Source organism: Williamsia sp. MIQD14 (assembly GCF_051025635.1).
Classification (GTDB): Bacteria; Actinomycetota; Actinomycetes; order Mycobacteriales; family Mycobacteriaceae; genus Williamsia_A.
In genome coordinates, this window is the sequence record NZ_JBPFDG010000002.1 from 121751 (window position 1) to 146385 (window position 24635).

22 protein-coding genes and 1 pseudogene are annotated in these 24635 nt (G+C 69.8%); 12 read left to right on the top strand and 11 right to left on the bottom strand.

Translation table 11 applies throughout. The features are described 5' to 3' along the window. Nucleotides 1-158: 158 nt before the first annotated feature. Nucleotides 159-1181 (top strand): alpha/beta hydrolase, encoded by a 1023-nt coding sequence (locus ACQ7HM_RS08080; RefSeq protein WP_434215755.1) that lies wholly within the window; start codon nucleotides 159-161, stop codon nucleotides 1179-1181. Nucleotides 1182-1251: 70 nt separating this feature from the next. On the opposite strand, the gene ACQ7HM_RS08085 is transcribed toward ACQ7HM_RS08080, so the two are convergent. From ACQ7HM_RS08085 to ACQ7HM_RS08100, 4 genes are all read right to left on the bottom strand, one after another. After that, entirely contained in the window at nucleotides 1252-2475 is a 1224-nt protein-coding gene (locus ACQ7HM_RS08085) for an acyl-CoA dehydrogenase family protein (RefSeq protein WP_434215756.1), read from the bottom strand. A gap of 88 nt (nucleotides 2476-2563) precedes the next feature. Beyond that, nucleotides 2564-3226 carry a histidine phosphatase family protein gene (locus tag ACQ7HM_RS08090; protein ID WP_434215757.1) on the bottom strand — a complete coding sequence of 221 codons (663 nt, stop codon included), beginning with the start codon at nucleotides 3224-3226 and terminating at the stop codon, nucleotides 2564-2566. Continuing rightward, nucleotides 3124-3945, bottom strand: coding sequence for a CbtA family protein (locus ACQ7HM_RS08095; protein WP_434215758.1), 822 nt, complete (start codon nucleotides 3943-3945; stop codon nucleotides 3124-3126). The genes ACQ7HM_RS08090 and ACQ7HM_RS08095 overlap by 103 nt, the downstream gene beginning before the upstream one ends. Before the next feature lie 38 nt (nucleotides 3946-3983). Then, entirely contained in the window at nucleotides 3984-4217 is a 234-nt protein-coding gene (locus ACQ7HM_RS08100) for a CbtB domain-containing protein (protein ID WP_045822276.1), read from the bottom strand. A 278-nt stretch (nucleotides 4218-4495) separates the two neighbouring features. Between ACQ7HM_RS08100 and ACQ7HM_RS08105 the strand changes: the two genes are divergently transcribed. The 4 genes and pseudogenes from ACQ7HM_RS08105 (at nucleotide 4496) to ACQ7HM_RS08120 (ending at nucleotide 11513) form a co-directional block, all read left to right on the top strand. Beyond that, a complete protein-coding gene (locus ACQ7HM_RS08105; protein ID WP_434215759.1) occupies nucleotides 4496-9322 on the top strand; it encodes an ATP-dependent helicase in 4827 nt (1608 codons plus the stop codon). A gap of 1 nt (nucleotide 9323) precedes the next feature. Beyond that, complete coding sequence (locus tag ACQ7HM_RS08110; protein ID WP_434215760.1) at nucleotides 9324-10106, top strand: DNA-formamidopyrimidine glycosylase family protein; 783 nt, start codon at nucleotides 9324-9326, stop codon at nucleotides 10104-10106. Between the two features lie 49 nt (nucleotides 10107-10155). Continuing rightward, nucleotides 10156-10577: pseudogene (locus ACQ7HM_RS08115) on the top strand (TIGR03618 family F420-dependent PPOX class oxidoreductase). Nucleotides 10578-10613: 36 nt separating this feature from the next. Then, nucleotides 10614-11513 (top strand): SDR family NAD(P)-dependent oxidoreductase, encoded by a 900-nt coding sequence (locus ACQ7HM_RS08120; RefSeq protein WP_434215761.1) that lies wholly within the window; start codon nucleotides 10614-10616, stop codon nucleotides 11511-11513. Between the two features lie 13 nt (nucleotides 11514-11526). Here ACQ7HM_RS08120 and ACQ7HM_RS08125 read toward each other — a convergent pair whose 3' ends face one another. The 4 genes from ACQ7HM_RS08125 to ACQ7HM_RS08140 form a co-directional block, all read right to left on the bottom strand. Then, nucleotides 11527-11706, bottom strand: a complete 180-nt coding sequence (locus ACQ7HM_RS08125) for a hypothetical protein (protein ID WP_434215762.1) — start codon at nucleotides 11704-11706, stop codon at nucleotides 11527-11529. Next, nucleotides 11703-12530 (bottom strand): SDR family oxidoreductase, encoded by an 828-nt coding sequence (locus tag ACQ7HM_RS08130; RefSeq protein WP_434215763.1) that lies wholly within the window; start codon nucleotides 12528-12530, stop codon nucleotides 11703-11705. Before ACQ7HM_RS08130 ends, ACQ7HM_RS08125 begins: the two co-directional genes overlap by 4 nt. Before the next feature lie 41 nt (nucleotides 12531-12571). Continuing rightward, the gene (locus ACQ7HM_RS08135) at nucleotides 12572-13690 is read right to left on the bottom strand and encodes a PLP-dependent aminotransferase family protein (RefSeq protein ID WP_434215764.1); all 1119 of its coding nucleotides are present in this window, start codon (nucleotides 13688-13690) and stop codon (nucleotides 12572-12574) included. Between the two features lie 190 nt (nucleotides 13691-13880). Further along, nucleotides 13881-15305 (bottom strand): NAD(P)H-quinone dehydrogenase, encoded by a 1425-nt coding sequence (locus ACQ7HM_RS08140; protein WP_434215765.1) that lies wholly within the window; start codon nucleotides 15303-15305, stop codon nucleotides 13881-13883. A 162-nt stretch (nucleotides 15306-15467) separates the two neighbouring features. Between ACQ7HM_RS08140 and ACQ7HM_RS08145 the strand changes: the two genes are divergently transcribed. Then, nucleotides 15468-15953 carry a gamma-glutamylcyclotransferase gene (locus ACQ7HM_RS08145; RefSeq protein ID WP_434215766.1) on the top strand — a complete coding sequence of 162 codons (486 nt, stop codon included), beginning with the start codon at nucleotides 15468-15470 and terminating at the stop codon, nucleotides 15951-15953. A 4-nt stretch (nucleotides 15954-15957) separates the two neighbouring features. Here the strand turns inward: ACQ7HM_RS08145 and ACQ7HM_RS08150 are convergent, their stop codons facing one another. Both ACQ7HM_RS08150 and ACQ7HM_RS08155 read right to left on the bottom strand, forming a co-directional pair. Further along, on the bottom strand, nucleotides 15958-17115 hold the full coding sequence (locus ACQ7HM_RS08150) for an amidohydrolase (protein ID WP_434215767.1): 1158 nt from the start codon (nucleotides 17113-17115) through the stop codon (nucleotides 15958-15960). Next, entirely contained in the window at nucleotides 17115-17798 is a 684-nt protein-coding gene (locus tag ACQ7HM_RS08155) for an enoyl-CoA hydratase/isomerase family protein (RefSeq protein WP_434215768.1), read from the bottom strand. Before ACQ7HM_RS08155 ends, ACQ7HM_RS08150 begins: the two co-directional genes overlap by 1 nt. A gap of 55 nt (nucleotides 17799-17853) precedes the next feature. On the opposite strand from ACQ7HM_RS08155, the gene ACQ7HM_RS08160 reads away from it, so the two are divergent. The 3 genes from ACQ7HM_RS08160 to ACQ7HM_RS08170 are packed head-to-tail and all read left to right on the top strand — an operon-like array spanning nucleotide 17854 to nucleotide 21168. Further along, nucleotides 17854-18684, top strand: a complete 831-nt coding sequence (locus ACQ7HM_RS08160) for a purine-nucleoside phosphorylase (RefSeq protein WP_434215769.1) — start codon at nucleotides 17854-17856, stop codon at nucleotides 18682-18684. Between the two features lie 13 nt (nucleotides 18685-18697). Then, nucleotides 18698-20371, top strand: a complete 1674-nt coding sequence (locus ACQ7HM_RS08165; RefSeq protein ID WP_434215770.1) for a phospho-sugar mutase — start codon at nucleotides 18698-18700, stop codon at nucleotides 20369-20371. Further along, nucleotides 20368-21168 (top strand): ABC transporter ATP-binding protein, encoded by an 801-nt coding sequence (locus ACQ7HM_RS08170; protein ID WP_434215771.1) that lies wholly within the window; start codon nucleotides 20368-20370, stop codon nucleotides 21166-21168. Before ACQ7HM_RS08165 ends, ACQ7HM_RS08170 begins: the two co-directional genes overlap by 4 nt. Here the strand turns inward: ACQ7HM_RS08170 and upp are convergent. Further along, a complete protein-coding gene (gene upp / locus ACQ7HM_RS08175) occupies nucleotides 21150-21773 on the bottom strand; it encodes a uracil phosphoribosyltransferase (protein WP_434215772.1) in 624 nt (207 codons plus the stop codon). The two genes, ACQ7HM_RS08170 and upp, sit on opposite strands and share 19 nt — an antisense overlap. A 78-nt stretch (nucleotides 21774-21851) precedes the next feature. Between upp and ACQ7HM_RS08180 the strand changes: the two genes are divergently transcribed. From ACQ7HM_RS08180 to ACQ7HM_RS08190, 3 genes are all read left to right on the top strand, one after another. Further along, entirely contained in the window at nucleotides 21852-22157 is a 306-nt protein-coding gene (locus ACQ7HM_RS08180; protein WP_434215773.1) for a type VII secretion target, read from the top strand. Further along, entirely contained in the window at nucleotides 22154-23236 is a 1083-nt protein-coding gene (locus tag ACQ7HM_RS08185) for a C40 family peptidase (RefSeq protein ID WP_434215774.1), read from the top strand. Before ACQ7HM_RS08180 ends, ACQ7HM_RS08185 begins: the two co-directional genes overlap by 4 nt. Nucleotides 23237-23324: 88 nt before the next feature. Then, complete coding sequence (locus tag ACQ7HM_RS08190; RefSeq protein WP_434215775.1) at nucleotides 23325-24623, top strand: primosomal protein; 1299 nt, start codon at nucleotides 23325-23327, stop codon at nucleotides 24621-24623. The last annotated feature ends 12 nt before the right edge of the window (nucleotides 24624-24635 follow it).

The following is a 24635-nucleotide window of genomic DNA, read 5'->3' on the forward strand; positions in this document are numbered from 1 at the left end:
GATACCGTGATCACCGCGGCGGGGCCACGAGTCGGCTCCGCATCGTACGATCGACTCGACGACGTGGGGTGACACCCGTCCCACGTGCTGCGACACCGCTCCGACGTGCATCCGCGCGACGATCGAAAGGCCCATCAGTGTTCTCGAGGACTCCCCGTGTGCGCATCGCGCCGCTGCGCGTCGCCGTGGTGACCGCCGCGCTCGCGGTCGGCCTGCTCACCCCCCTCTCCGCGGCGTCGGCCGCGCCCGCCGACCTGCCCGCGCCCGGCGTAACGTCGGCCGACGGATCATCGCTGGTGTCGGTGACCCCGATCAACGACCGTCAGCTCACGATCGAGGTGCGCTCGGCGGCCATGAACCGCGTCGTGCCGCTCTCGGTGATCCTCCCGGCCGATCGCTCCGTGGCGCGCCCGACGCTGTACCTGCTCAACGGCGCCGGCGGTGGCGAGGACGCGGCCACCTGGGAACGCCAGACCGACGTGGTGAAGTTCTTCTCCGACAAGAACGCCTACGTGGTGACCCCCAACTCGGGCGCGTACAGCTACTACACCGACTGGCAGCGTGACGATCCGGTGCTCGGTCGCAACAAGTGGTCCACGTTCCTCGGCATCGAACTGCCGCAGGTCTTCGACAAGGCCTTCGCGACCAGCGGACGCAACGCCATCGCGGGCATCTCGTCGTCGGGGTCCGCGGTCCTCGACCTCGCCATCGAACACCCCGGCGTCTTCAAGGCCGTCGGCTCCTACAGCGGCTGCGCCGCCACGTCGAGCCCGCTCGGCCAGGCCTACGTGCGTCTGGTCGTCGAGACCCGCGGTGGCACCACCGCCACCAACATGTGGGGCCCGTACACCGGCCAGGGTTGGCGTGATCACGACGCCGTGCTCAACGCGGCGAAGCTGCGGGGCACCAGCCTCTACGTGTCGGCCGGCAGCGGCATCCCGGGTAAGTACGAGAACCCGGCCGGGGTCCGACCGGGCAACGACCTCGCGTCGCAGATCATTCTCGGTGGCCCGATCGAGGCCGCGACCGACGGGTGCAGCCAGCAGCTGCGCGACCGCCTCGCGGCGTTGAAGATCCCCGCCACGTTCCATTTCCCGGGCACCGGCACCCACTCGTGGGGTTACTGGGAGGACGAACTGCACCGCTCGTGGCCGCAGCTCGCCCGCGCCATCGGCGCCTGACGAACTCTCCTCACAGACGACAACGACCGCCGGGCCTCGAGGGCTCGGCGGTCGTTCTCGTCGAGGGGCACTAGTTCGCCGCGAGCAGCCCCTTCGCGACGTGGGTCACCTGGATCTCGTTGCTGCCCGCGTAGATCATCAGTGACTTGGCGTCACGGGCGAGCTGCTCGACGCGGTACTCGGCCATGTAGCCGTTGCCGCCGAACAGCTGCACCGCCTCCATGGCGACGTCGGTGGCGGCCTTCGACGAGTACAGCTTCATCGCCGACGCCTCCGACAGGCTGATGGACTTGCGGTCCTTGCCGCGCTCGAGCGCGCTGAAGATCATGTTCTGCACGTTGATACGCGCGATCTCCATCTCCGCGAGCTTGAGCTGGATGAGCTGGAACTGCCCGATGTTCTTACCCCACAGCGTGCGGTTGCGGGCGTAGTCGACCGACAGGCGCAGGCATTCGTTGATGATGCCCAGCGACAGCGCGGCGATACCGACACGCTCCATGGTGAAACCGGCCTTCGCGCCCTCGCCGCCGCGCGTGTCCGCGCCGGTGTCCTCGGTCTCGCCGAGGAGACGGTCCGGCGACACACGGACGTTGTCGAAGAACAGCTCGCCGGTGGGCGAGCTCATCATGCCCATCTTCTTGAACGGCTTGCCCTGGGTGAGGCCCTCCATGCCCTTGTCGAGCACGAACGACAGCACCTTGCGGTCGCGGATCGGGGTGCCGTCACCCTCGTCGAGCTTCGCGAACACGACGATCGTGTCGGCGTAGGGGCCGTTGGTGATGAAGGTCTTCTGGCCCTTGAGGATGTAGTCGTCGCCGTCGCGCTTGACGGAGGTCTTCATGCCGCCCAACGCATCCGAGCCGGAGTCGGGCTCGGTGATGGCCCATGCACCGATCTTCTCGAGGGTCACCAGCTCCGGCAGCCAGCGCTTCTTCTGCGCGAGCGTGCCCTTGGAGCGGATCGTGCCGACGGTGAGCTGACAGACACCCAGTGACGCGATGATGCCGAGGCTGACGCCGGCGAGCTCGGTGTTGAGCAGCATGAAGGTGCTGTCGCCCATGCCGCCGCTGACGGCACCGGGCTTGGCCTCACCGGTGGCCTCGGACTCGAGTTCCTTCTCCAACCCCTCGCGGGCCATCTGGTCGACGCCGAAGGTGGTGTACAGCTTGCGCGCGATGTCGTAGGGCGGCAGCACCCCGGTCTCGAGTTCGTCGAGATGCGGGCGCACCTCCTTGTCGATGAAGCCCCGCAGAGCGTCGCGGATCATCAGATCCTCGTCGGACCACTCGTACATGCCCACTCCTCCTCGTGCCGCAGACGACACAAAAAATGAATTCTGTTTCAGTTCCGTCCACCAGAGTGACAGTTACATCCGCGGATGTCTACAACCCGGGACGCACGGACCCGTCGGTCAGGGTGTGCACCGAGGCGGGCCGGATGTCGACCGAGAAGTACCCCGCCACCCCTGCCGTCCCCAGGTGGGCGACGACCGCCTGTACGACGGGTTTGGCGACCACGACGACGGCCGCCGGCGCAGAGTGCACCGACGGAGCGGACGCGGACGCCCCGATCCGCGGGGCGAACCACAGCGCGATCCGGGCGACGAAGGCCGCCACGCTCTCACCTCCGTGAGGGACGCTCTCGACATCGCCGAACCAGAGGGCGAGCTCGCCGGCGGGGATCTCCTCGGGGGCGCGACCCGTCCACGACCCGAGATCGATGGAGCGCAGCTCGGGCACCATGTTCACGCCCCCGCCGAGAGCGTGGGCGGTCTGGAGGACCGACGCCTCGGGTCCGCTGAGGATCGCGTCGGTGCGGTCGCCGAGGGTCTCGCCCAGGGCCTGCGCATCCCGCCTGCCCCGGTCGTCGAGCCCAGACGACTCCGCACCGAACCGCAGGGCGCGATTCGGTGCGGAGCGAGCAGCTGCGACGAGCCGGACGGTCAGCGGACCTGCGCGGTATCGGGCCGGGTGGCCTGCGCGCCGGTGGCCCGACGGGCCAGGCGGGTCAGGACGACGGCGAACACGAGACCCAGCACCGTCCACAGGATCATCTGATTCGCCAACGAGTAGAACCGGAACGTCCCGACCACGTCACCGGGGAAGCCCGGGTAGACGATCGCACCGTCGGGCGACCTCAGTGCGGTGGGCACCTCGTCGAAGCCGGGCAGCACCGCCATCGCGACACCCACCGCGGCCAGGTAGCCGAGCGCGGACACGATGAGCGCATACAGACCGCCGATGCGTGGCAGCAACCAGAACGCCAGGACGACGGCGGCGATCGCGACGGCGAGCGACACCAGGGTCATGGTGAGATACGAACCGCTGCGGGCACCGATGGTGTCGTCGTCGCCGACCGCGGGCGGGTTCGCCGGGTACTTGCCGAACGGCACGAGGTACACCGCGACGAAGCCGCCGAACGTCAGCAGGCCGGCGACCAGACGCGGGTCCACGAGGGGGTACCTCCGGCCGACGTAGGCCCACAGCACGGTGAACACGACCGCGAAGATCGCACCCATGGCCAGGCCGAAGACGATCGAGCCGACGCCGGCACCGATGTTCTCCTGCACCGACCGGGTGAACACCTCACCGTGCTCGTGGGCACCGTGCTCGCCTGCGAGCATCTCCTCGGCGTGGCTGCGGCCCGACTCGTAGTCGATGGCCTTCGCCACCTGGGGTTCGATGAAGATGCGGGCGAACACGAACGCGAACAATCCGGCGACCAGACCCGAGATCAGGCCGGCGCCGATGAATTTCTTCTCCATGGAGTTGTCGGTTTCCTTCTCTGCGACCGGGAGGGGGATCAGTGGCAGGGGAAGCCGAGGAAATGACGGGCGTCGTGGACGAACTCGTGGACGTGGGTGTCGGCGCCGAAGACCGAGACCGCTCCCTGGTCGTAACCCAGGAAGTAGTAGGCGAGCGCGGCGACCGCGGTGGTTGCGGTGAGCCACAGCGCGGTGTTGATCACCGAGACATCAGGGGTGTCGAGGACCAGCGGGCCCGAGGCCCTGCGGGTGGCGACGGATGTGGTGGACATGGATCTCCTCTCGCGGGATGACGCGTCCCGCGTGGTGTGGATGGGATGACCGGGCATCGGATATCTGACTTCAGCCCTCTGACCTGCAGGGGACCACACAGTGGCGCGACCGTTCCGGAATGTCACCGGATTCTCCGTGTACTCGGCTGGGTGAACTGTATGGGCGGCGATCAGCACCGGTCAACAGCAGCCCTGTCGGACGCTGTCGGAGACAGCCGATCTGCCGCTGTCGGAGACAGCCGATCCACACTGTCGGACCCGTGGTGGATCATGGACCGATGACCACCTCCACGGACATCGACGTGCTGGAACGCTTCAGCGCGCCGACCCGTGACTGGTTCACCGGCGCCTTCCGCGAGCCCACCCCGGCCCAGTCGGGGGCCTGGAGCGCGATCGCCGACGGGTCACACACCCTCGTGGTCGCGCCCACCGGTTCGGGGAAGACGCTCTCGGCGTTTCTGTGGGCTCTCGACCGACTCGCCCGTGAGCCCGGTGCGACGACGACACCCGCCGAACCCACGAGGTCCACGAAGGACGTGCCCGCCAAGCGGCAGACGAGCGTCCTCTACATCTCGCCGCTGAAGGCCCTCGCCGTCGATGTCGAGCGCAACCTGCGCGCGCCGTTGGCGGGGATCACGCGATCGGCCGCGGCCCTCGGTCTCCCGGTCCCCGAGATCACCGTCGGCGTCCGGTCCGGCGACACCCCCACCGCACAACGTCGACTGCTGCTGAAGACGCCGCCCGACATCCTCATCACCACACCCGAATCGCTGTTCCTGATGTTGACCTCGTCGGCGCGCGAGACGCTGACGTCGGTGCACACCGTGATCATCGACGAGGTGCACGCCGTGGCGAGCACGAAACGAGGCACGCATCTGGCGTTGTCGTTGGAACGTCTCGACGACCTGCTCACGGCACCCGCGCAGCGGATCGGTCTGTCGGCCACGGTGCGGCCCGCCGAGCGGGTGGCCGGTTTCCTGGCCGGTTCGGCTCCGTGCACCATCGTCTCGCCGCCGGCGGCGAAGACGTTCGACCTCACCGTCGACGTTCCGGTCCCCGACATGGCCAACATCCCTGCGCCACCGGGTCCCGACGAGTTCGACGACGAGGCGGCTCCCACGGCGGGATCGTTGTGGCCGTTCGTCGAGTCGAGCATCGTCGACCTCGTCGAGAAGAACCGGTCGACGATCGTGTTCGCCAACTCCCGCCGGCTCTCGGAGCGGTTGACCGCCCGCCTCAACGAGATCCATGCCGAACGCATCGGCGCCACCGACGACCACGGACCGAACGACGCCGTCCCCGGGGGCGCACCGGCGCACGTGATGGCCAGCGGCGCGAGCCAGGGTGCCGAGCCGGTGCTCGCCCGCGCCCACCACGGCTCGGTGAGCAAGGAGCAGCGCGCGCTCATCGAGGACGACCTCAAGGCCGGCCGGCTGCGCTGCGTCGTGGCCACGAGCTCGCTGGAACTCGGCATCGACATGGGTGCCGTCGATCTCGTGATCCAGGTCGAGACGCCGCCGTCGGTCGCCAGCGGTCTGCAGCGGATCGGTCGTGCGGGCCATCAGGTCGGCGAGATCAGCCGCGGTGTGCTGTTCCCCAAGCACCGTGCCGATCTCATCCACGCGACCGTGGCGGTGTCGCGTATGAAGGACGGACTCATCGAGGAGATCCGGGTTCCCGCCAACCCCCTCGACATCCTCGCCCAGCAGACCGTGGCCGCGTCGGCCGTCGACGACCTCGACGTCGAACGGTGGTACACCACCGTGCGGCGTGCGGCGCCCTACGCGACGCTCCCCCGCTCCGCCTACGACGCCACCCTCGACCTGCTCGCCGGCCGCTACCCGTCCGACGAGTTCGCCGAGCTGCGTCCCCGCGTGGTGTGGGACCGCGACGCCGGCACCATCACCGGCCGACCCGGCGCCCAGCGCCTCGCCGTCACCTCCGGTGGGTCCATCCCCGATCGCGGGCTGTTCGGGGTGTTCATGGTCGGCGAGAAGGGCACGCGTGTCGGCGAACTCGACGAGGAGATGGTCTACGAGTCCCGCGTCGGCGACATCTTCGCCCTGGGCGCATCGAGCTGGCGGATCGAGGACATCACCCACGACCGCGTCCTGGTCTCCCCCGCCGCGGGGTCACCGGGTCGCCTGCCGTTCTGGATCGGCGACGCCGTCGGTCGCCCGAGCGAGCTCGGCGAGGCCATCGGCAAATTCGTGGGCGAGATCGGTCAGGGGCTCGGCGGCGTCGGCGCGCGCGGCGAGGGTTCCGACGGTCTGACCGTCGCGTCGTCCAGCGCTCTCGACGCCCGCGCCCGCGAGCTGGGGCTCACCGCCTACGCCCGCGACAACCTCGCGACACTGATCGCCGAACAGAAGGACGCCACCGGCCACCTGCCCACCGACAAGACCCTCGTCATCGAGCGGTTCCGCGACGAGCTGGGCGACTGGCGCGTGATCCTGCACTCGCCCTACGGGTTACGGGTGCACGCGCCGTGGGCCAGCGCCATCGGGGCGCGCCTGCGCGAGCGTCTCGGTCTCGACGGGGTGGTGACCGCGTCCGACGACGGCATCATCGTGCGCCTGCCCGACACCGACGACGAGCCGCCGGGCACCGCGATGTTCACCATCGACCCCGACGAGGTGGAGCAGCTTGTCACCGACGAGCTCGGCGGGTCGTCGTTGTTCGCCAGTCGGTTCCGTGAGTGCGCGGCGCGTGCGCTCCTGCTGCCCCGCCGCAATCCCGGTCGCCGCGCACCGCTGTGGCAGCAGCGCCAGCGCAGCGCGGCCCTGTTGCAGGTCGCCGCGAGGTACCCGCAGTTCCCCATCATCCTCGAGACGCTGCGCGAATGCCTCCAGGACGTCTACGACCTCCCCGCTCTGACCGAGCTGCTCACCGGCATCTCCTCGCGCACCATCCGCATCGTCGAGACCGAGACGACGACGCCGTCGCCGCTGGCGGCGTCGCTGCTCTTCGGTTACGTGGGCGCGTTCATGTACGCCGACGATGCGCCGTTGGCGGAGCGACGGGCCGCAGCCCTGTCACTCGACACCGCCCTGCTCGCGCAACTCCTCGGACGGATCGATCTGCGCGAGTTGCTCGATCCCGGCGTCATCGCCGACGTCGAGGCGAAACTGCAACGCACGCATCCCGATCGACGCGCACACGACATCGAGGGGATCGCCGATCTCCTGCGGTGGCTCGGTCCGCTCACCGACGCCGAGATCGCCGACCGCTTCTCCGATCCGGCGGGCGAATCCGAACCCGACGACATCGACGGTGTCCACACACCTCCCGATCCGACACCGCTGCTCGCGACCCTGCAGACCACCGGGCGCATCATCTCGGTCAACCACGGCGGGCGGGTGCTGTGGGCGGCGGTCGAGGACACCGCGCGTCTGCGCGACGCGTTGGGTATCCCTGCGCCGCTGGGTATCCCGGCCGCGTTCACCGAACCTGTCGACGACCCGGTCGGTGACATCGTCGCCCGCTACGCCCGTACCCACGCCCCGTTCACCGTGGCGGAGGCGAGCACCTCGACCGGCCTGCCCGTCGCCGTGGTGCGCGACACACTGGCCCGCCTCGCGGTCGCCCGCCGCGTCATCGAGGGCGACTTCCGCCCCGAACCCGCGGGGACCGGCGGCGATTCGCAGCAGTGGTGCAACACCGATGTGTTGGCGCAGATCCGACGTGGCTCGCTCGCCGCGAGCCGAGCCGAGATCGCCCCGGTGTCAGTCGACGCATTCGCCCGCTTCCTGCTCGACTGGCAACACGTGGACCCCAACGCGAAGTCCCGTCTGCGCGGTATCGACGGTGTCGCCACGGCCGTCGATCAGCTCGCCGGACTACCGATCCCGGCCTCGGCCCTGGAATCGCTGGTGCTGCCCAGCCGGGTGGTGGACTACCAACCGGCGATGCTCGACGAGTTGTTCGCCTCCGGTGAGATCGCGTGGGCCGGTCACGGTCGTCTCGGCACCTCCGACGGGTGGATCAGCCTGCACCCCACCGATCTCGCCCCGGTCACCCTGCCCGACCCCGTCGACATCGACACCAGCGCCACCCACGAGGCGATCATCGAGACACTGGCCCGCGGAGGGGCCTACCAGTTCCGCCAGCTGGCGACGATCCCCTCGGCACCGACGGCCCCCGCTTCGGCCCCCACCGACACCGATCCCCCGCAGGCGGTCACCGCCCCGACCGACGACGACGTCGAGCGGTCGCTGTGGGATCTGGTATGGGCCGGGCACGTCAGCACCGATTCGTTCGGAGCCGTACGCGCGCTGCTCAGCCCGCGGCGCGTCGGCGGCGCCCCCCGCGGCAACCCGACGCACCGTAGTCGCGGACGCGCACCACGGCTACGGGCCCATCGCCTGACCACGCGCTACCTCACCGAGAACCAGCTCGGTACCCGCACCACCCCACCCACGGTGGCCGGCCGGTGGTTCGTCCTGCCCGGGCGCATCGACGATGCGACGGTGGCGGTCCACGGCACCTGCGAACAACTCCTCGAGCGCTACGGGGTGGTCACGAAGGGATCGGTGACCGGCGAGGAGGTCCCCGGCGGTTTCGCCCGGGTCTACAAGGCGCTCAGCGGTTTCGAGGACAGCGGCAAGGTCCGCCGCGGCTACTACATCGACGGCCTCGGCGGTGCGCAGTTCGCCGCGGTCGGTACCGTCGATGCGCTGCGCGAGCACTCCGTGGACACGACCGACGACCGTTCCGAGCCCCCGGTCGCAGTCGTCCTCGCCTCGACCGATCCGGCGAACCCGTTCGGTGCCGCCCTCGCCTGGCCCGAGGCGACGCAGACCGAGGGCAGCGGGCACCGTCCGGGTCGCAAACCCGGTGCGCTCGTGGTGATCGTCGACGGCCATCTCACGTTGTTCGTCGAGCGCGGCGGGAAGACCGTACTCACCTTCGGCGACTCCTCCGACCGCGTGGCCCCCGCCGCCGCCGCCCTGGCCGAGGTGGTGCGGGCCGGGCGCGTCAGCAAACTGCAGATCGAACGCGTCGACGGTGAGGCGGTCCACGGCACCGAGATCGCGTCGGCGTTCGTCGAGTCCGGTTTCACCGCCACGCCACGCGGAATACGAATTCGACACATGGCTCGCTGACGTGCCCGAGGGTGACACCGTCTATCAGGCGGCAGCACGCATTCGACGTGCCTTCGAGGGGAAGACGCTGGCGTACACGCAGTTCCGCGTGCCGCGCTACGCGACGGTCGACCTCACCGGGAGAACGGTCGAATCGGTGCGATCGATCGGCAAGCATCTGCTCATCGACGTCGGCGACGACCTCGCGATCCACTCCCATCTCAAGATGGAGGGCGCGTGGCACGTGCACCGCATCGGGACCCGGTGGCGCAAGCCGGGGTTCGCGGCGCGCATCGTGCTGCGCACCGAGTCCGCGGAGGCGGTCGGCTTCGACCTGGGGACATGCGAGATGTTGGCCGCACCCGACGCGGCGTTGGCCTATCTCGGCCCCGACCTGCTCGGACCCGGCTGGGACGCCGAACGCGCCGTCGCGATGATCTCCGCCGACCCGGCACGGCCCGTCGGACTGACCCTGCTCGATCAACACCTCATGGCCGGGGTGGGCAACGTCTTCCGATGCGAGGCCTGCTTTCTGCAGGGCGTCGATCCGCGTCGTCCGGTCGGTGACGTCGACGTCCCCGCGATGGTGGATCTGTGTCATCGGCTTCTGCAGGCCAATCGCACGAATCGCGTCCGGACGACCACCGGGGTCACGGTCAACGGGAGGCGGTACTTTGTCTACGGGCGCGGCGGGCGGCCCTGCTTCCGGTGCGGCACCCCGGTGAGCCGCGACTTCCTCGGCGAACCCGACGGCTTCTCCGACACCGACCGCGTGCTCTACCACTGCACGACCTGCCAGACCTGACCGGTGAGCGCGCCCGGAATGCACGAGACACCCAGGCGTTGATTTCGGCATGGAACTCCACGAATCGGCTCGCGCCCTGATCGGCGCGGGCGCCGATGCGACGCTGGCGACGATCGACCCCGACGGCAGCCCGCAGGTCTCGCTGGTGTGGGTGGCGCTGCGGCGCACACCGGACGGCGACGAACTGCACACCGCCCACCTCGGTGTGTACCGCAAGGTGCGCAACGTCCGTCGCGACGGGCGGGTCGCGCTGACCATCCTCGGGTCCGACCCGGGGTCGATGATGACGCCCTACTTTCGATCAACGGCACCGCGGACATCCTCGAGGGCGGGGCACCGGAACTGCTGACGGAACTCGCCGCGACCCTCGCCCCGCACGGGACCGCGTTCCCACCGCCCGACACACCTCCCGGCTACATCACGCGCATCCGCATCGACAAGGTCGGCGGGGTCGGGCCCTGGGTGAGCTGACTCCCCGGAGATCGTGACGCCTCTACTGTGGATCGCATGGCAACCGATCAGCAGTGGACTCCGGCACGACTCGGCGACCGGAGCGGTCAGCGGGTGATCGTCACCGGCGCGACGAACGGGATCGGGCTCGCGACGGCGCACGCCCTGGCCCGGGCCGGCGCCCACGTCATCCTCGCGGTGCGCAACGTCGACCTCGGCGAGCGACGGGCCGCGGAGATCGGCGGTTCCACCGAGGTATCGCACGTGGATCTGTCCCATCTCGCGTCAGTGCACGCGTTTGCCGACCGGCTCACCGAGGACGTCGACGTCCTGGTCAACAACGCCGGTCTGGTCGCGCAGAAGCGTGAGAAGACCACCGACGGATTCGAGATGTCGATCGGGACCAATTTCCTCGGGCCGTTCGCACTGACGAACCTCGTGGCGCCGCGCGTCCGCTCACAGATCGTCAACGTCGGTTCCGACGCGCACAAGTTCGCGACACTCGATCTCGACGATCTGCATCTCACCCGGTCGCGGTGGAACCCGATGGGCGCCTACGGTCGATCGAAGCTCGCCGTCATGCTCTGGGGTCTCGAGCTCGACCGTCGTCTGCGGGAGTCCGGCTCCGCGGTCACCACCGCGCTGACCCACCCCGGGTGGGTCGCGTCGAACCTCTCGAACGTCTCCGACGCGCCGCTGATGTCGGCGTTCCACACCGTCACGCAGACGATCGCGAAGACCCTGGCCAACGACACCGACGCCGGCGCGGCGCCCACGCTGTACTGCATGACCGAACCGATCCCGCCGGGCAGCTACGTCGGCATCGACAGTCGCCTCGGACTCAAGGGTGGTCCGACGCTCGCCGGCCGCACCGCGCATGCGAGCGACTACGCACTCGCGCAACGCCTCTGGCAGATCGCCGAGACCGAGACCGGCACATCCTGGCCCACCCCCTGACGACGACGCCGGGTCACTCGATCCGGAGTGTCCCGACCGCGCGGTGGTGGGAGTCCATCAGCTCATGGGCGACCGGCTCATCGAGCGGGATCTGACCGACGGCACCCGCCCAGTAGCGCAAGATGCGCCCGACCTTGCCGGCGACGTCGCCCTGCACCGCGTCGAGATCGACATCGATCGTCAACCGCGTCATGCCCGCGCCCGCGTCGCGACCGACAGGACGAGATCGGTGACTCGCGTCGGGGTCACGGCACTCAGTGCGACCTGGGCGCGGCTCGGCGCGTCGCAGAGATAGCGCGGCTTCGGGCGGCGGTCGGTGAGCGCCTTGTCGACCGCGGTCGCCACCTTCTCCGGCGGAACGGCGGTCTTCTGCAGCCGCGGGAGCAGTCGGCGCATGCCCGCGTTCTGTGAGGCGTAGAGGCGGCGATGATCGTCGCTGAGGCCGGCCACCATGGCGTCGAAATCGTCGAGCATGCCGGTCCAGATGTCGGTGTGCGTGGTGCCCGGCTCGACGAGACTCACCCCGATCTTCCAGGGCCGCAGCTCGATGCGCAGGGCGTCGGCCAGCGACTCCAGCGCGTACTTCGACGCGCTGTAGACCCCGGTGCCCGGTGTCGTGACGCGCCCGCTGACCGAGGAGATGAACACGATCCGGCCCTTGCTCGCCCGCAGGAGCGGCAGCACCGCCTGGGTGACGGCCATCTGGCCGGTGACGTTCACGTCGAGTTGCCGCGCGATGTCGGCGGGGGCGACCCCCTCCACCGGTCCCTGCACCACGATGCCCGCGTTGTTCACCACGGCGTCGAGGCGATCCGGCAACGCGTCGGTCAGAGCGCCGACGTCACCGGAATCGGTGACGTCGAGGCGGATCGGGTGCACGTTCGCGATCGCACCCAGGGCCGCGAGGTGGTCGGCCGATCGCGCTCCGGCGTACACCTGCCATCCCGCGCCGGCGAGGTGCCGGGTCGTGGCGAGGCCGATGCCACGACCGGCTCCGGTGACGAGGACTGCGGGCATGTGTGCTCCTGACGACCGACACGACGAACGGGCACCTCACTCTAACCAGCGGCGACGGCCGCCTGCAGCCGGACCGCACCCGTGCGCAGGTTGTCCTCGGTCAGCGTCGCGAAACTCAGACGCAGTCGGTCGGACAGGTCACGCTGCACCGAGAAAGCCTGTCCCGGAACGTATGCCACGCCGTGGTCGACCGCCCGGTCGAGCAGCGAGGTGGTGTCGACGCCGGGCAGTCGCGCCCAGCAGAACATGCCGCCGTCGGGCACAGAGATCTCGATCGCGTCGCCGAAGACGTCCTCCAGGGCATCGACGAGTGCGTGCGCTCGTCGACCATAGGCGGCGGCGACCCCGGCGACGTGCGTGGCCAGCCAGTCCGTGTCGTCGAGGAGGTCACCCACCACGGCCTGACACAGGGCCGAGCCGCACAGGTCGGCACTCTGCCGGAGTCGTTCGACGAGTGCGACCACCTGCGGCGGGGCGATCAGCCATCCCACGCGGAGTGCTGGCGCGAGGATCTTCGACGCCGAGCCGAGCGTGATCACCCGTTCGCCGAAGCTGCGGGTCGGCGGCGGCGCGACACCGCCGAACCGTAGGCGGCCGTAGGGATCGTCATCGATGACCCAGAAGCCGTACCGGTCGGCCAGCTCGGCGAGTGCACGCCGACGGCCCGAGGCGGCGCTCACGCCCGCGGGGTTGTGGAACGCGGTGACCGTGTGGACGATCGTCGGCCGCAGCCCGTCGGCACACCACTGCGCGAGCGTGGCCACGTCGATGCCCTCGTCGGTCAGCGGCAACCCCCGGATGTCGGCGCCGACCGACGCGAAGACCTGCATCGCGCCCACGTAGACCGGGTCGTCGACGACGACGACGTCGCCAGGATCGACGAGCGCGGCGGCGAGCAGCGACAGCGCCTGCTGGGATCCGTGGGTGACGAGAACCTGATCGGGTGCCACCGTCTCGTGGCGGGCGATCGATTCGCGCGTCCGGCGCAGTCCGGCACTCGCGGTGTACTGCAGCAGATCTCGGTCACCGAGGGCCGAGGCGGTGGCCAGCGCGATCCGCTCGGCCGGTATCAGTTCGGTCGCGGGCAGCCCGCCCGCCATGCTCAGAACTCCGGGGGACTCGGTCAGCCGCAGCAGATCTCGGATGGCGGACCCGGGCACGGCGGCAGCCGACCGCGACGGGTGGACAGACGGTGTATCGACGAACGAGGAGGAAGGCACGACAACTCCGACAGGGGCGAAAAGTGTCGGTGATACGTGTGGTCACCTGAAGAGGGTGGGGATGTCCCGTCGCAGACGCTACGCCCACCCGTCCCGAAAATGGAATGCGTTTCCCGTCATGTGAGATCGGTCAGTCGAGGTCGTCGTGGCGGATCAGCTGGCGTGCCGCCTCGGTCACCGAGCCCGTGAGCGACGGGTACACCGAGAACGTCTGCGCGAGATCGTTCACGGGGAGCTTGTTCTGCACCGCGAGTGCGATGGGCAGGATGAGCTCGGATGCGTTGGGTGCCACCACGACACCGCCGATCACGACACCGGTCGCCGGTCGGCAGAAGATCTTCACGAAACCTCGGCGCAGCCCGCTCATCTTCGCGCGGGGGTTCGTCGCGAGCGGCAACATCACCGTCCGCGCCGGGTACTCCCCGTCGTCGATGGCCTGCTGACTCACCCCGACGGTCGCGATCTCGGGCCGCGTGAAGATCGCCGAGGCGACCGTCTTGAGCTTGATCGGCACGACACCCTCGCCGAGCGCGTGATACATCGCGATGCGACCCTGCATCGCGGCGACCGAGGCGAGCGGCAACAGTCCCGTGCAGTCGCCGGCCGCATAGATCCCCGACGCCCCGGTGCGTGACACCCGGTCGACGGACAGGTAGCCGCCCGCCGAGAGTTCGACCCCGACCGTGTCGAGTCCCAGGTTCTCGGTGTTCGGTACCGAGCCGACCGTCATCAGCACGTGCGACCCGCTGATGACGCGACCGTCGGCGAGGTGGACGTCGACGCCGTCGTCGCTGCGTTGGACCGCGTCGGCGCGAGCGTGCTTGATCAGCGTGACACCGCGTTCGGCGAGGACGTCTTCGAGGACCAGTGCGGCGTCCTCGTCCTCGCCGGGCAGCACGCGGTCGCGGCTGGAGACCAGGGTCACCTGTACGCCGAGCTCGGTGTAGGCGTGGACGAACTCCGCGCCGGTGACGCCGGAGCCGACGACCACGAGGTGTTCGGGCAGTTCCTCCAGGTCGTAGAGCTGGCGCCAGGTGAGGATCCGTTCGCCGTCGGGCTGGGCCGAGGGCAGCACACGCGGTGACGCACCGGTCGCGATCAGGACGACGTCGGCCTCGACGGTCTGCTCGGCGCCGTCCCCGCCCGCTTCCTCCCCGCCGACCGGGGTGACGATGACGGAGTGGGTCGACATTCCCGTCTCCGCGTCGCCGAGTCGACCGCGACCGGCGATCACCGTCACGCCCTCGCTGAGCAGACGCGAACGGATGTCGGCCGACTGCGCGTAGGCGAGGTCACGCACCCGCTGGTGGATCTGCGGCAGGGAGACGACGGCGTCGTCGTGGTGGAGATTGATGCCCAGGTCGACCGCGCGCCGCACCTCGGTGCGGATACCGGTCGAGGCGATGAACGTCTTCGACGGGACGCAGTCCCACAGCACGCACGCCCCACCGATGCCGTCGGCGTCGATCACCGTGACCTCGGCCCCGTACGCGGCGGCCACCAGGGCTGCTTCGTAACCGGCCGGTCCGCCGCCGATGATCGCGATGGTCGTCACGTGTGCATCACTCCTGTGTCCTGAGAATCCGACGTCGTCCACGACGCCGAAGGCGTCCCGCCCTGACCCAGAACCTAGTCGATCCGGCAGGAGAGCTCGATCGGTGAAGACTTCGCCGACCGCGCCCTGTCCCGTGCGGACGGGACCATCTAGGCTTTCGCCGTGCCGATTTACGCCGCGTACGGGTCGAACATGCATCCGGACCAGATGATGGAACGCGCCCCGCACTCCCCCATGGCCGGCACCGGCTGGCTCAACGGGTGGCGACTCACCTTCGGCGGCGGCGACATCGGCTGGGAGGGTGCCCTCGCCACGGTCACCGAGGACAAGTCCGACCCCGACGCCCGCGTCTTCGTCGTCCTCTACGACGTCACATCCGAGGACGAGAGCTCCCTCGACAGCTGGGAGGGATCCGAACTCGGAATCCACCGCAAGATCCGCGCGCGGATCGACACTGCTGACGGTGCGGTACTGGCGTGGCTCTATGTGCTCGACGCGTTCGAGGGCGGGTTGCCGTCGGCCCGCTACCTCGGCGTCATGGCCGAGGCGGCCGAGATCGCCGGCGCACCCGCCGAGTACGTCCACGCACTGCGTGTGCGCGACGCACGCAATGTCGGCCCCGGACCCGGGGAGAGTTTCAACACCTGACCGCTCAGGCGGCCGGGGCGCCGAGGACCAGTCCCGCGAGTGTGCGCACGCCGACGGCCATCGCACGTTCGTCGAGATCGAAGTTCGGTTGGTGCAGGTCGACCTGCGCACCCTCACCGCTCCACACGCCGAGGCGCCCCATCGATCCCGGGACGTGTTCGAGGTACCACGAGAAGTCCTCGCCGCCGCCGGACTGCGCGGTGTCGGCGACGGTGTCGGGGCCGACGGCTGACGCACTGCGCCGCAACATCTCGGTGGCCTCGGCATCGTTGACCACCGGCGGCACCCCGCGGTGGTAGTTCAGTTGGTGACGCACCCCGAGCGGGGCCAGCAGACCCGCGATCACCTCGGTCACGAGCGGCTCCAGCAGAGCCCAGGTCGCGTGGTCGCCGGTGCGTACCGTTCCGCGCAGGCGACCCTCCTGCGGGATCGCGTTCGCGGCGTTGCCGGCGTGAGCCGATCCCCACACCATCACCGTCCCGGTCCGTGGGTCGATCCGCCGCGACAGCACCGCGGGGAGGCCCGTGATGACCGTCCCCATGGCGTGCACCAGATCGCCGGTGAGATGCGGCCGTGAGGTGTGACCACCGGGTGAGTGCAACTGCAGATCGATGTGGTCGGCGGCCGAGGTGATGGGCCCGACACGCAGCCCGACCCTGCCGACCTCGAGCTTCGGGTCGCAGTGCAGCGCGAAGAATCGTGAGATGCCCTGGGTGACACCGGCTTCGACGGCGTCGCGGGCACCGCCGGGCATCACCTCCTCAGCGGCCTGGAACACCAGTCGCACACCGACCGGGAGATCACCGGCGGCGGCCAGGATCTTCGCGACGGCGACCAGGATCGCGGTGTGCGCATCGTGCCCGCACGAGTGGGAGACACCGTCGATGGTCGAGGTGAACGGGAGTCCGGTGCGTTCGGCGATCGGCAGGGCGTCCATGTCGGCGCGCAACGCGATCCGGGGACCGGCCGGTCCGAGATCGCACACCACACCGGTCCCCAGCGGGAGCCGTTGGGGATGCAGACCGACGCCGGTCAGTTCGGCCATCACGAACTCGGTGGTGCGGTGTTCCTGACGGGACAGTTCGGGGTGTGCGTGCAGGTCCCGACGCCAGCCGATCATCTCGCTCTCGTGCGTGGCGAGCCACGCGTCGACGAGGTCCATCACGACGTCTGCGGCGCGAGGTCGGCGAGCAGCGCCCGACGCATCCCCTTCTTGATGGCGTTGAGGTTCGCACCCGCGAACGCCGTGCGCTCGGCGGCCACGGCGCGGGCCCTGGTGAGCAACTCCTCGACGTCGACGGCCTCCTCGACGATGCCGAGCTGCGCGGACTCCGCCCCACCGTATCGACGTCCGGTGGTCATCGCCTCGGTGCGGACCGACTCCGGCAGCCGCTCGTGCAGCAGCGACGCCATGCCGAGCGGGAAGGGCATGCCCAGCGCCACCTCGGGAAGAGACCAGTAGCCGCGTTCGGTACGCATGATGCGGTGGTCGGAGCACAGCGCGAGCATGGCGCCTGCGCCGAAGGCGTGGCCGTTGATCGCGGAGACCGTGGCCACCGGCAGGGTGAGCACACGCGCGTATATGTCGTGCACCGAGTCGATGTACCCGTCGAGCTTGGTCGGATCGGCGACCTCGGCGATCTCGAGTCCGTTGCTGAAGAACTTCCCAGTGGCGGTGATCACCAGCGCCCCGGTGGCGTCGTCGGCGACGGTCTCGAGCAGACCGCGGACCTCGGTGATCCACGAACCGGTGAAGCGGTTCTCCGGGTTGTCCGGGTCGAGTTCGGATCCCTCGGCACCCAGGTAGAGCTCCCAGATGTCGTCGGTGCGGGTCAGATACGGCATCGCACGACCATATCCTCCCGCAGCACCGCGGTCGGCGTCGATCTACCCTCGACCCATGAGCAGCGGACACGCGTCGCGCGATCCCGACCCGACCGTGGACCCCACCACCGCCGCGAACGCGGCCGCGGTCGTGATCGGCGAGCAGACCGGCGTACCTCGACACGACGTCGCCGTGGTGCTGGGTTCGGGGTGGGCGCCGGCCGCCGATGCCCTCGGTTCCCCTGTCGCGACCCTGGCCATGGCCGAGTTGCCGGGCTTCACGACGCCGAGCGCGGCCGGCCACTCCGGCCTCGTCCACTCGGTGCGCATCGGCTCCCGATCGGTGCTCGTCCTTCTCGGGCGTACCCACGCCTACGAGGGCAATCCACCGGCGCGCGTCGTGCACGCGGTGCGCACAGCGGCCGCCACCGGTGTCGGGACCGTCGTCCTCACCAATGCCGCCGGCGGGTTGCGCGCCGACATGTCGGTCGGACAACCGGTCCTGATCAGCGACCATCTGAACCTCACCGCGCGATCACCGCTCGTCGGCGCACAGTTCGTCGATCTCGTCGACGCCTACTCGCCGCGGTTGCGCGAGATCGCCCGCGGCGTGCGCTCCGACCTCGCCGACGGCGTGTACGCGGGACTGCCCGGCCCGCATTACGAGACCCCCGCCGAAATCAGGATGCTGCGCACGATGGGTGCTGATCTGGTGGGCATGTCGACGGTGCACGAGACCATCGCCGCCCGCGCCGCGGGCATGGAGGTGCTCGGTATGTCGCTGGTGACGAACCTGGCCGCCGGCATCACCGGCGATCCGCTCGACCACACCGAGGTCCTCGACGTCGGTCGCCGGTCGGCAGGCGAGATGGGTGCCCTGCTGGCGCAGGTGATCGAGCGCCTGTGACCCCCGAGCACCCGTGAACACCGAGCACACCGTGGCCGTCGAGGAATGGATCGCCGCCGATCCCGACCCGTTGACACGCGCCGAACTCGCCGGTCTCGATCCGTCGTCACTTCGCCGGCGCTTTGCCGACCGTCTGCATTTCGGGACCGCAGGACTGCGCGGACCGGTGCGCGGCGGACCGGACGGGATGAACCGCCTCGTGGTCATCCACACCACCACCGCTCTCGCGGGATGGCTGATCGACGCCGGTCACGCCGGCGGGGTGGTCGTCGTCGGACACGATGCCCGCCACGGCTCGTCGTCCTTCGCCGCCGACGCAGCCGGGGTGCTCGGTGACCACGGATTCGACGTGATCGGCTTCGCGACACCGGTTCCCACCCCCGTCGTCGCGTTCACGACCCGCCGACACGCCGCGGTCGCCGGCGTGATGATCACCGCGTCGCACAACCCGCCCGCCGACAACGGCTACAAGGTCTACCTGGGCGGCGGGCCGATGGACGCGGGGGCGCAAATCATCCCGCCCGTCGACGCCGAGATCGAGGAGCGCATCGCTCGGATCGGTGTGGGGTCGCTGTCGGTGCCCACCACGTCGGCGTCGGCACCGGACCCGCGCGCCCTCGACGCGGTCGAGGCCTACCTGTCGCGGGTGCACGACCGATGCGGTTGGCGCCCATCGAACCTCCGGGTGGCGTTGACGCCGATGCACGGCGTCGGTGGCGATCTCGCGCTGCGTGCGCTCGCCGCCGCGGGCGTCGACGACGTCGTGGTCGTCGACGAACAGTTCGCGCCCGACCCGGACTTCCCCACCGTCGCCTTCCCGAACCCCGAGGAACCCGGTGCGGCCGATCTGCTCCTGGCCCTGGCCCGGCGGGTCGACGCCGACATCGCCATCGCGCTCGATCCGGACGCCGATCGATGCGCCGTGGGAGCTGTCGTCGACGGTCGGTGGCGGATGCTGACCGGCGACGAGACAGGAGCGCTGCTCGCGACAGCCGCACTGTCGCATCGTGATTCACCGAACGACGTCGCCGACGAACGGCCTTTGGTCGCCACGACCATCGTGTCGAGCACACTGCTCGGCCGGGTCGCCGAGGCCGCCGGCGCGCGACACACACGGACCCTGACCGGCTTCAAATGGCTCGTACGAGCGGGCGAGGGCCTGCGCTACGCCTACGAGGAGGCGATCGGCCACTGCGTCGACCCCGATGCCGTGCGCGACAAGGACGGCATCAGCGCAGCGGTGTCCCTCGCGGTGCTCGCCCACGAGCGCAAGGCCGCCGGGAACGGTCTCGGCGCGGCCCTCGACGAGGTGTTCGCGCGCCACGGCGTCCACCGCACCGGCCAGGTGTCGATCCGCACCGACACCGCCGACGACATCACCGCCATCATGACCCGGTTGCGCACTCGGCCCCCGGCGACGCTCTGCGGCACCGACGTCACGCGCACCGACTTCGCCACGCGCACCGACCATCTGCAGACCGACGCCGTCGAGTTCGTCGGTCACGCCGACGACCACGATCTGCGCGTCATCGTCCGACCGTCGGGCACCGAACCCAAGGTGAAGTTCTACCTCGAGGTCGTCGTCGCGGCGGGCGGGCACGGACATCTCGACGCCGACAAACATCGCGCCGACACCCTGCTCGGCGATCTGCGCGACGCGGCCGGCGAACTGGGCGAGCTGCGATGACCGGGCCGGTCGTCGCGGTGTCGGGTGTCGACGTGGTCCGCGGGGGGCGATTCCTGTTGCAGGACATCTCCCTCGAGGTCTCCGCCGGGGAACACTGGGCGCTGCTGGGACCGAACGGTGCGGGCAAATCGACCCTGCTGCACATCCTGGGCGCCGTCGGTCATCCCACCCGCGGCACGGTCGACGTGCTCGGGGCCCGACTCGGACGTGTCGACATGCGCGAGTTGCGCACCCACATCGGTCACGTCGACCCGCGACATCGGCTCGACCTGCCGCTGCCGGTCCACGACGTCGTGCTCACCGGGCTCACGAACACCCCCGAACTCGATCCACGCCGCACCTACACCCCCGCCGACCACGAACGCGCCGACGACCTGCTCGCCATCCTCGGCATGGCCGATCGCCGAGAGTTGCGGTGGACCACGATGAGCCAGGGCGAGCGGGGACGCACACTGGTCGCCCGCGCCCTCATGGCGCAACCGTCACTGCTGCTGCTCGACGAGCCGGCCACCGGACTCGATCTCGCCGCCCGCGAACAACTCCTCGCCGGGATCGACCAGCTCCGTTCCCAGGTCGCCGACCTGGCGAGCATCCTCGTCACCCACCACCTCGAGGACCTCCCGACGTCGACGTCGCACGCACTGCTCCTGCGCGACGGCCGCTGCGTGGTGCAGGGGCCGGTCGAGGACTCTTTGACGTCGGCCACGATCACCGCGTGCTTCGCGCACCCGGTCGAGTTGCGGCGCACCGACGGACGGTGGTCGGCCACCTCACCGGGTCAGCGCGGGCCGAACTGACGATCGCCGGCGTCGCCCAGGCCCGGCACGATGTAGGCGTCGCCGTTGAGGCCGTCGTCGACGGCCGCGGTGACGAGCCGGATCGGATGCCCCGACTCCTCCAGCGTGGCAACGCCTTCGGGCGCGGCGACGACGCACACCGCGGTCACGTCGGCCGCGCCGCGCTGCCGCAGCAGGTCGATCGTGTGCAGCATCGAGCCGCCGGTCGCCAACATGGGGTCGAGCACGAACACCGGCGTGGCCGAGAGGTCGGCGGGCAATGACTCCAGATACGGGACGGGCTGATGCGTCGTCTCGTCGCGGGCGATGCCGACGAAGCCGACGTTGGACTCGGGCACCATCGCGTGCGCCTGCTCCACCATGCCCAGGCCCGCCCGCAGCACCGGCACCAACAGCGGCGGACTCGCCAGTCGGGCGCCGACGGTGTCGGCGACCGGCGTGGTGATGGAGACGTCGGCCACCTCGGCCGACGCCAGCGCCTCGTAGATCAGCATCTGGGTGAGATCGGCGAGCGCCCCTCGGAACGACGCGTTGTCGGTGCGTCGGTCGCGCAGCGTGGTGAGTCGAGCTCGGGCCAGTGGGTGGTCGACGACCGTCACATCCATGGGGCGATCCTAGAGCCGTCGCGGCGACGAACCCAGATCCACGGGAACCACCCGCGTCATCGTCCCGTCGTAGAGGGCATGAACTCCGTATCGGTCACCCCGGATGCCCTGTCGCAGTTGCATCACACCGTCACCGCGCTCGCCGCATCCGTCGTCGCCCCGCATGCCGCGGTCGCCGCGATGGCACCGCTCGCCGCGACCGTCGGCCCGATCGGGGCCGACTTCCTCGAGGCCATACGCGACACCGCCACCCGTCACACGACATCGGTGGCCGACCACGGTCGCCGCCTCGAACTGATCGCCGCGGCCGTCGAGGCGACGCGGGTGCACTACGTGCGCGCCGACTCCGATGCGGCCGTCGCCATCGACGGGACCTCCGCATGACCAGCCCGATCGATCTCCTGGCCACGCCGATCCGCACACTGTTGGCCTCGGTCGGCACGGGCGAACTGCCCGGGACCGACCCGGCCACGGAGTTGCGCGACTGCTGCTGCCGCCTCGACGAGTCCTCACGAGGACTCGAGGACGCGACACAGAAGGCGTTGCCGCAGTGGCGGTCACAGGCTGCAGACGCCGCCGAGCAGACGATCTCCGTACACCGCCGTCACGGCCGGCGACTCGCCGACGACAGCGCCGACGCGGCCGACCTCATCGACGAGGGCCGCGCCGAGGTCGCCGCAGCCGCCCGGGAGCTCCGCACCGTTCTCGACTCGTTCGTCACCGCAGCCAATGCTCTCGGGCCGTCGGTGTACACACCGAACGGTGTCGCTGCCCTGATCCCGGTCGCCGTGGAGCATCTGCACCGTGCGCTCGCAGTGGTGCGACGCACCCACGACCGGCTCGCTGTGCTGGCCCGTCGGGCGCAGCGCCTCGGGCGCCGGGCCGCACCGGCATCGACACCCGATCTGACCGCACTGATGAAACGAGCCGGCGCCACCGCGGGGCGGTCGTCGTCGCGACCGTCCCCGAAGTCCGACCGTCCCACCGCCACCTCGGGCGCCTCCACCCACTCGGCGTCGGCCGGCGATCGACATCCGTCCGCTGCCGCCGGACGCCCACCCACACCGGGCGCGGTACCCATCACCCTCCCGGACGGATCGGTGGCCTGGGCCCCGAACCAGCGTGCCGCCACGGCCGTTCGCGCTGCGCTGGGTCAGCGCGGTGTCCCCTACGCCTGGGGCGGCACCACGCCGGGTCGCGGACTGGACTGCAGCGCGCTCACCCAGTACGCCTATCGGCAGGCGGGGGTCGAGCTGCCCCGACTCGCCCAGGACCAGGACACGGCCGGGTTCCGGGTGGACCGCTCCGAGCTGCTCCCGGGCGATCTGGCCGTCTGGTCGGGACATGTCGCGATGATCGTCGGCAACAACCAGATGATCGAGGCGGGCGACCCCGTGCAGGTGTCGGCGATCCGGACCACGAACCTCGATCAGACCTTCGAGGGCTTCTACCGTCCGCGATGACCGGTCACAGGGCGCGAACGAGACGCACACGCGATGTTCACCAGGGCACGTGGCCGCTCATCAGAATCGGTGGCTAGGCTTCGTTCCCATGGCCGGAGACATCGTACCGATCGAACTCGGATTGACCGACGGGAACGCCTTCACCCTGTGGGCGCCTCGGTGGCGTGAGGGTGACGACGAGTGGGAGGCCTTCCTGGGGCTCGACGAGGACCTCTACGGCTTCGCCGATGTCGCCCATCTGGTGGCGTTCATCCGGACCAACGACGACAACGACCTCGTCGAGCACCCCGCCTGGGAGACCGTCGTGGGACTGCAGGCCGAGGAACTGGTTCCCGCCGAGGACAAGTCCTACGACCTGATCGGTGTGCCCGAGCTCGCGTCCGAGGATCCCTCCCCCGAGGTGATCGCCGAGCTCGAGGATGTCCTCGAGATCGTGCGGATCATCGGTGAGGTCTGCGAACTCACCACCGTGACCAAGTTCTTCAACGGCAACCCGATCCTCGGTGCGGTCACCACCGGCACACGCAACTTCATCGGCAAGGAGGGCCAGGAGCTCTGGGGGCGCATCGGCGGCCTCATCGACAAGCACTGGGACGACGTGGTCGACGCCATCGACGACGTGATCTCCACTCCCGACGTCGACGCGTCGGCGGTGTCGGTCGCCGAAGCAGAGCTCGAGGCCGCGGCGAGCGCCGAGGACGAGGACGAGCCCGGTGACGACGACGTCGAGATCGTCGCCCCCGGTGAGGATCCGGACACGACGGCGTCGCGCGGCCGCCATGTGGCTGCCGCCGACGACGATGACGACGACGCCGACGCCGACGAGCAGGACCTCGAGGACGACTTCTGGAGCGGGGTCGGTATCGACCCGATCCGCATCGTCACCGACGCCTCCGAGTACTACACGCTGCGGTGCTACCTCGGTGACGACCCGATCTTCCTGGGCAAGGACGGATCGATCTACGTGTTCACCTCCGAGCGTGCCCTCGTGCGGTACCTCGCCGACAACGACGACCACGAGCTGTCGGAGGTGAGCACGTACCCCGAGATCCAGGTCGCCGCCACCGACGGCTCCCTCGAGGTCGACGTATTCGACGAGAACGTCTACGTGCTCCCCGGGCTGGCCGAGGACATCACCGACGGGCCGCGACGCATCGATCGCAAGCAGCTCGAGCTCGCCGTCGAACTCCTCAACGACGCAGCCGACTTCGCCGACGACGACTCGGTGTCCGAGGCCCTGGGGTCCACCACGCCGCTGGGGTGGTTCGTCAACTACGCGATCAACCCCGACCCGAAGCGACTGGCCCCCAGCGGCCCGTTCGACAACGAGTCCGAGGCGTGGCGTGCGCTGGTGCACGAGCTCGAGGACCGCCTCACCGTCAAGTGACGGGTCCCGTCA

Bases quoted from the DNA above. Each gene is read 5' to 3' on its own strand.
- ACQ7HM_RS08190 (WP_434215775.1), top strand. From the start codon at position 23,325: ATGGCCGGAGACATCGTACCGATCGAACTCGGATTGACCGACGGGAAC.
- ACQ7HM_RS08130 (WP_434215763.1), bottom strand. From the start codon at position 12,530: ATGCCCGCAGTCCTCGTCACCGGAGCCGGTCGTGGCATCGGCCTCGCC.
- ACQ7HM_RS08125 (WP_434215762.1), bottom strand. From the start codon at position 11,706: ATGACGCGGTTGACGATCGATGTCGATCTCGACGCGGTGCAGGGCGAC.
- ACQ7HM_RS08105 (WP_434215759.1), top strand. From the start codon at position 4,496: ATGACCACCTCCACGGACATCGACGTGCTGGAACGCTTCAGCGCGCCG.
- ACQ7HM_RS08150 (WP_434215767.1), bottom strand. From the start codon at position 17,115: ATGGACCTCGTCGACGCGTGGCTCGCCACGCACGAGAGCGAGATGATC.
- ACQ7HM_RS08085 (WP_434215756.1), bottom strand. From the start codon at position 2,475: ATGTACGAGTGGTCCGACGAGGATCTGATGATCCGCGACGCTCTGCGG.
- ACQ7HM_RS08185 (WP_434215774.1), top strand. From the start codon at position 22,154: ATGACCAGCCCGATCGATCTCCTGGCCACGCCGATCCGCACACTGTTG.
- ACQ7HM_RS08095 (WP_434215758.1), bottom strand. From the start codon at position 3,945: ATGGAGAAGAAATTCATCGGCGCCGGCCTGATCTCGGGTCTGGTCGCC.
- ACQ7HM_RS08120 (WP_434215761.1), top strand. From the start codon at position 10,614: ATGGCAACCGATCAGCAGTGGACTCCGGCACGACTCGGCGACCGGAGC.
- ACQ7HM_RS08180 (WP_434215773.1), top strand. From the start codon at position 21,852: ATGAACTCCGTATCGGTCACCCCGGATGCCCTGTCGCAGTTGCATCAC.
- ACQ7HM_RS08100 (WP_045822276.1), bottom strand. From the start codon at position 4,217: ATGTCCACCACATCCGTCGCCACCCGCAGGGCCTCGGGCCCGCTGGTC.
- ACQ7HM_RS08160 (WP_434215769.1), top strand. From the start codon at position 17,854: ATGAGCAGCGGACACGCGTCGCGCGATCCCGACCCGACCGTGGACCCC.
- ACQ7HM_RS08155 (WP_434215768.1), bottom strand. From the start codon at position 17,798: ATGCCGTATCTGACCCGCACCGACGACATCTGGGAGCTCTACCTGGGT.
- upp (WP_434215772.1), bottom strand. From the start codon at position 21,773: ATGGATGTGACGGTCGTCGACCACCCACTGGCCCGAGCTCGACTCACC.
- ACQ7HM_RS08170 (WP_434215771.1), top strand. From the start codon at position 20,368: ATGACCGGGCCGGTCGTCGCGGTGTCGGGTGTCGACGTGGTCCGCGGG.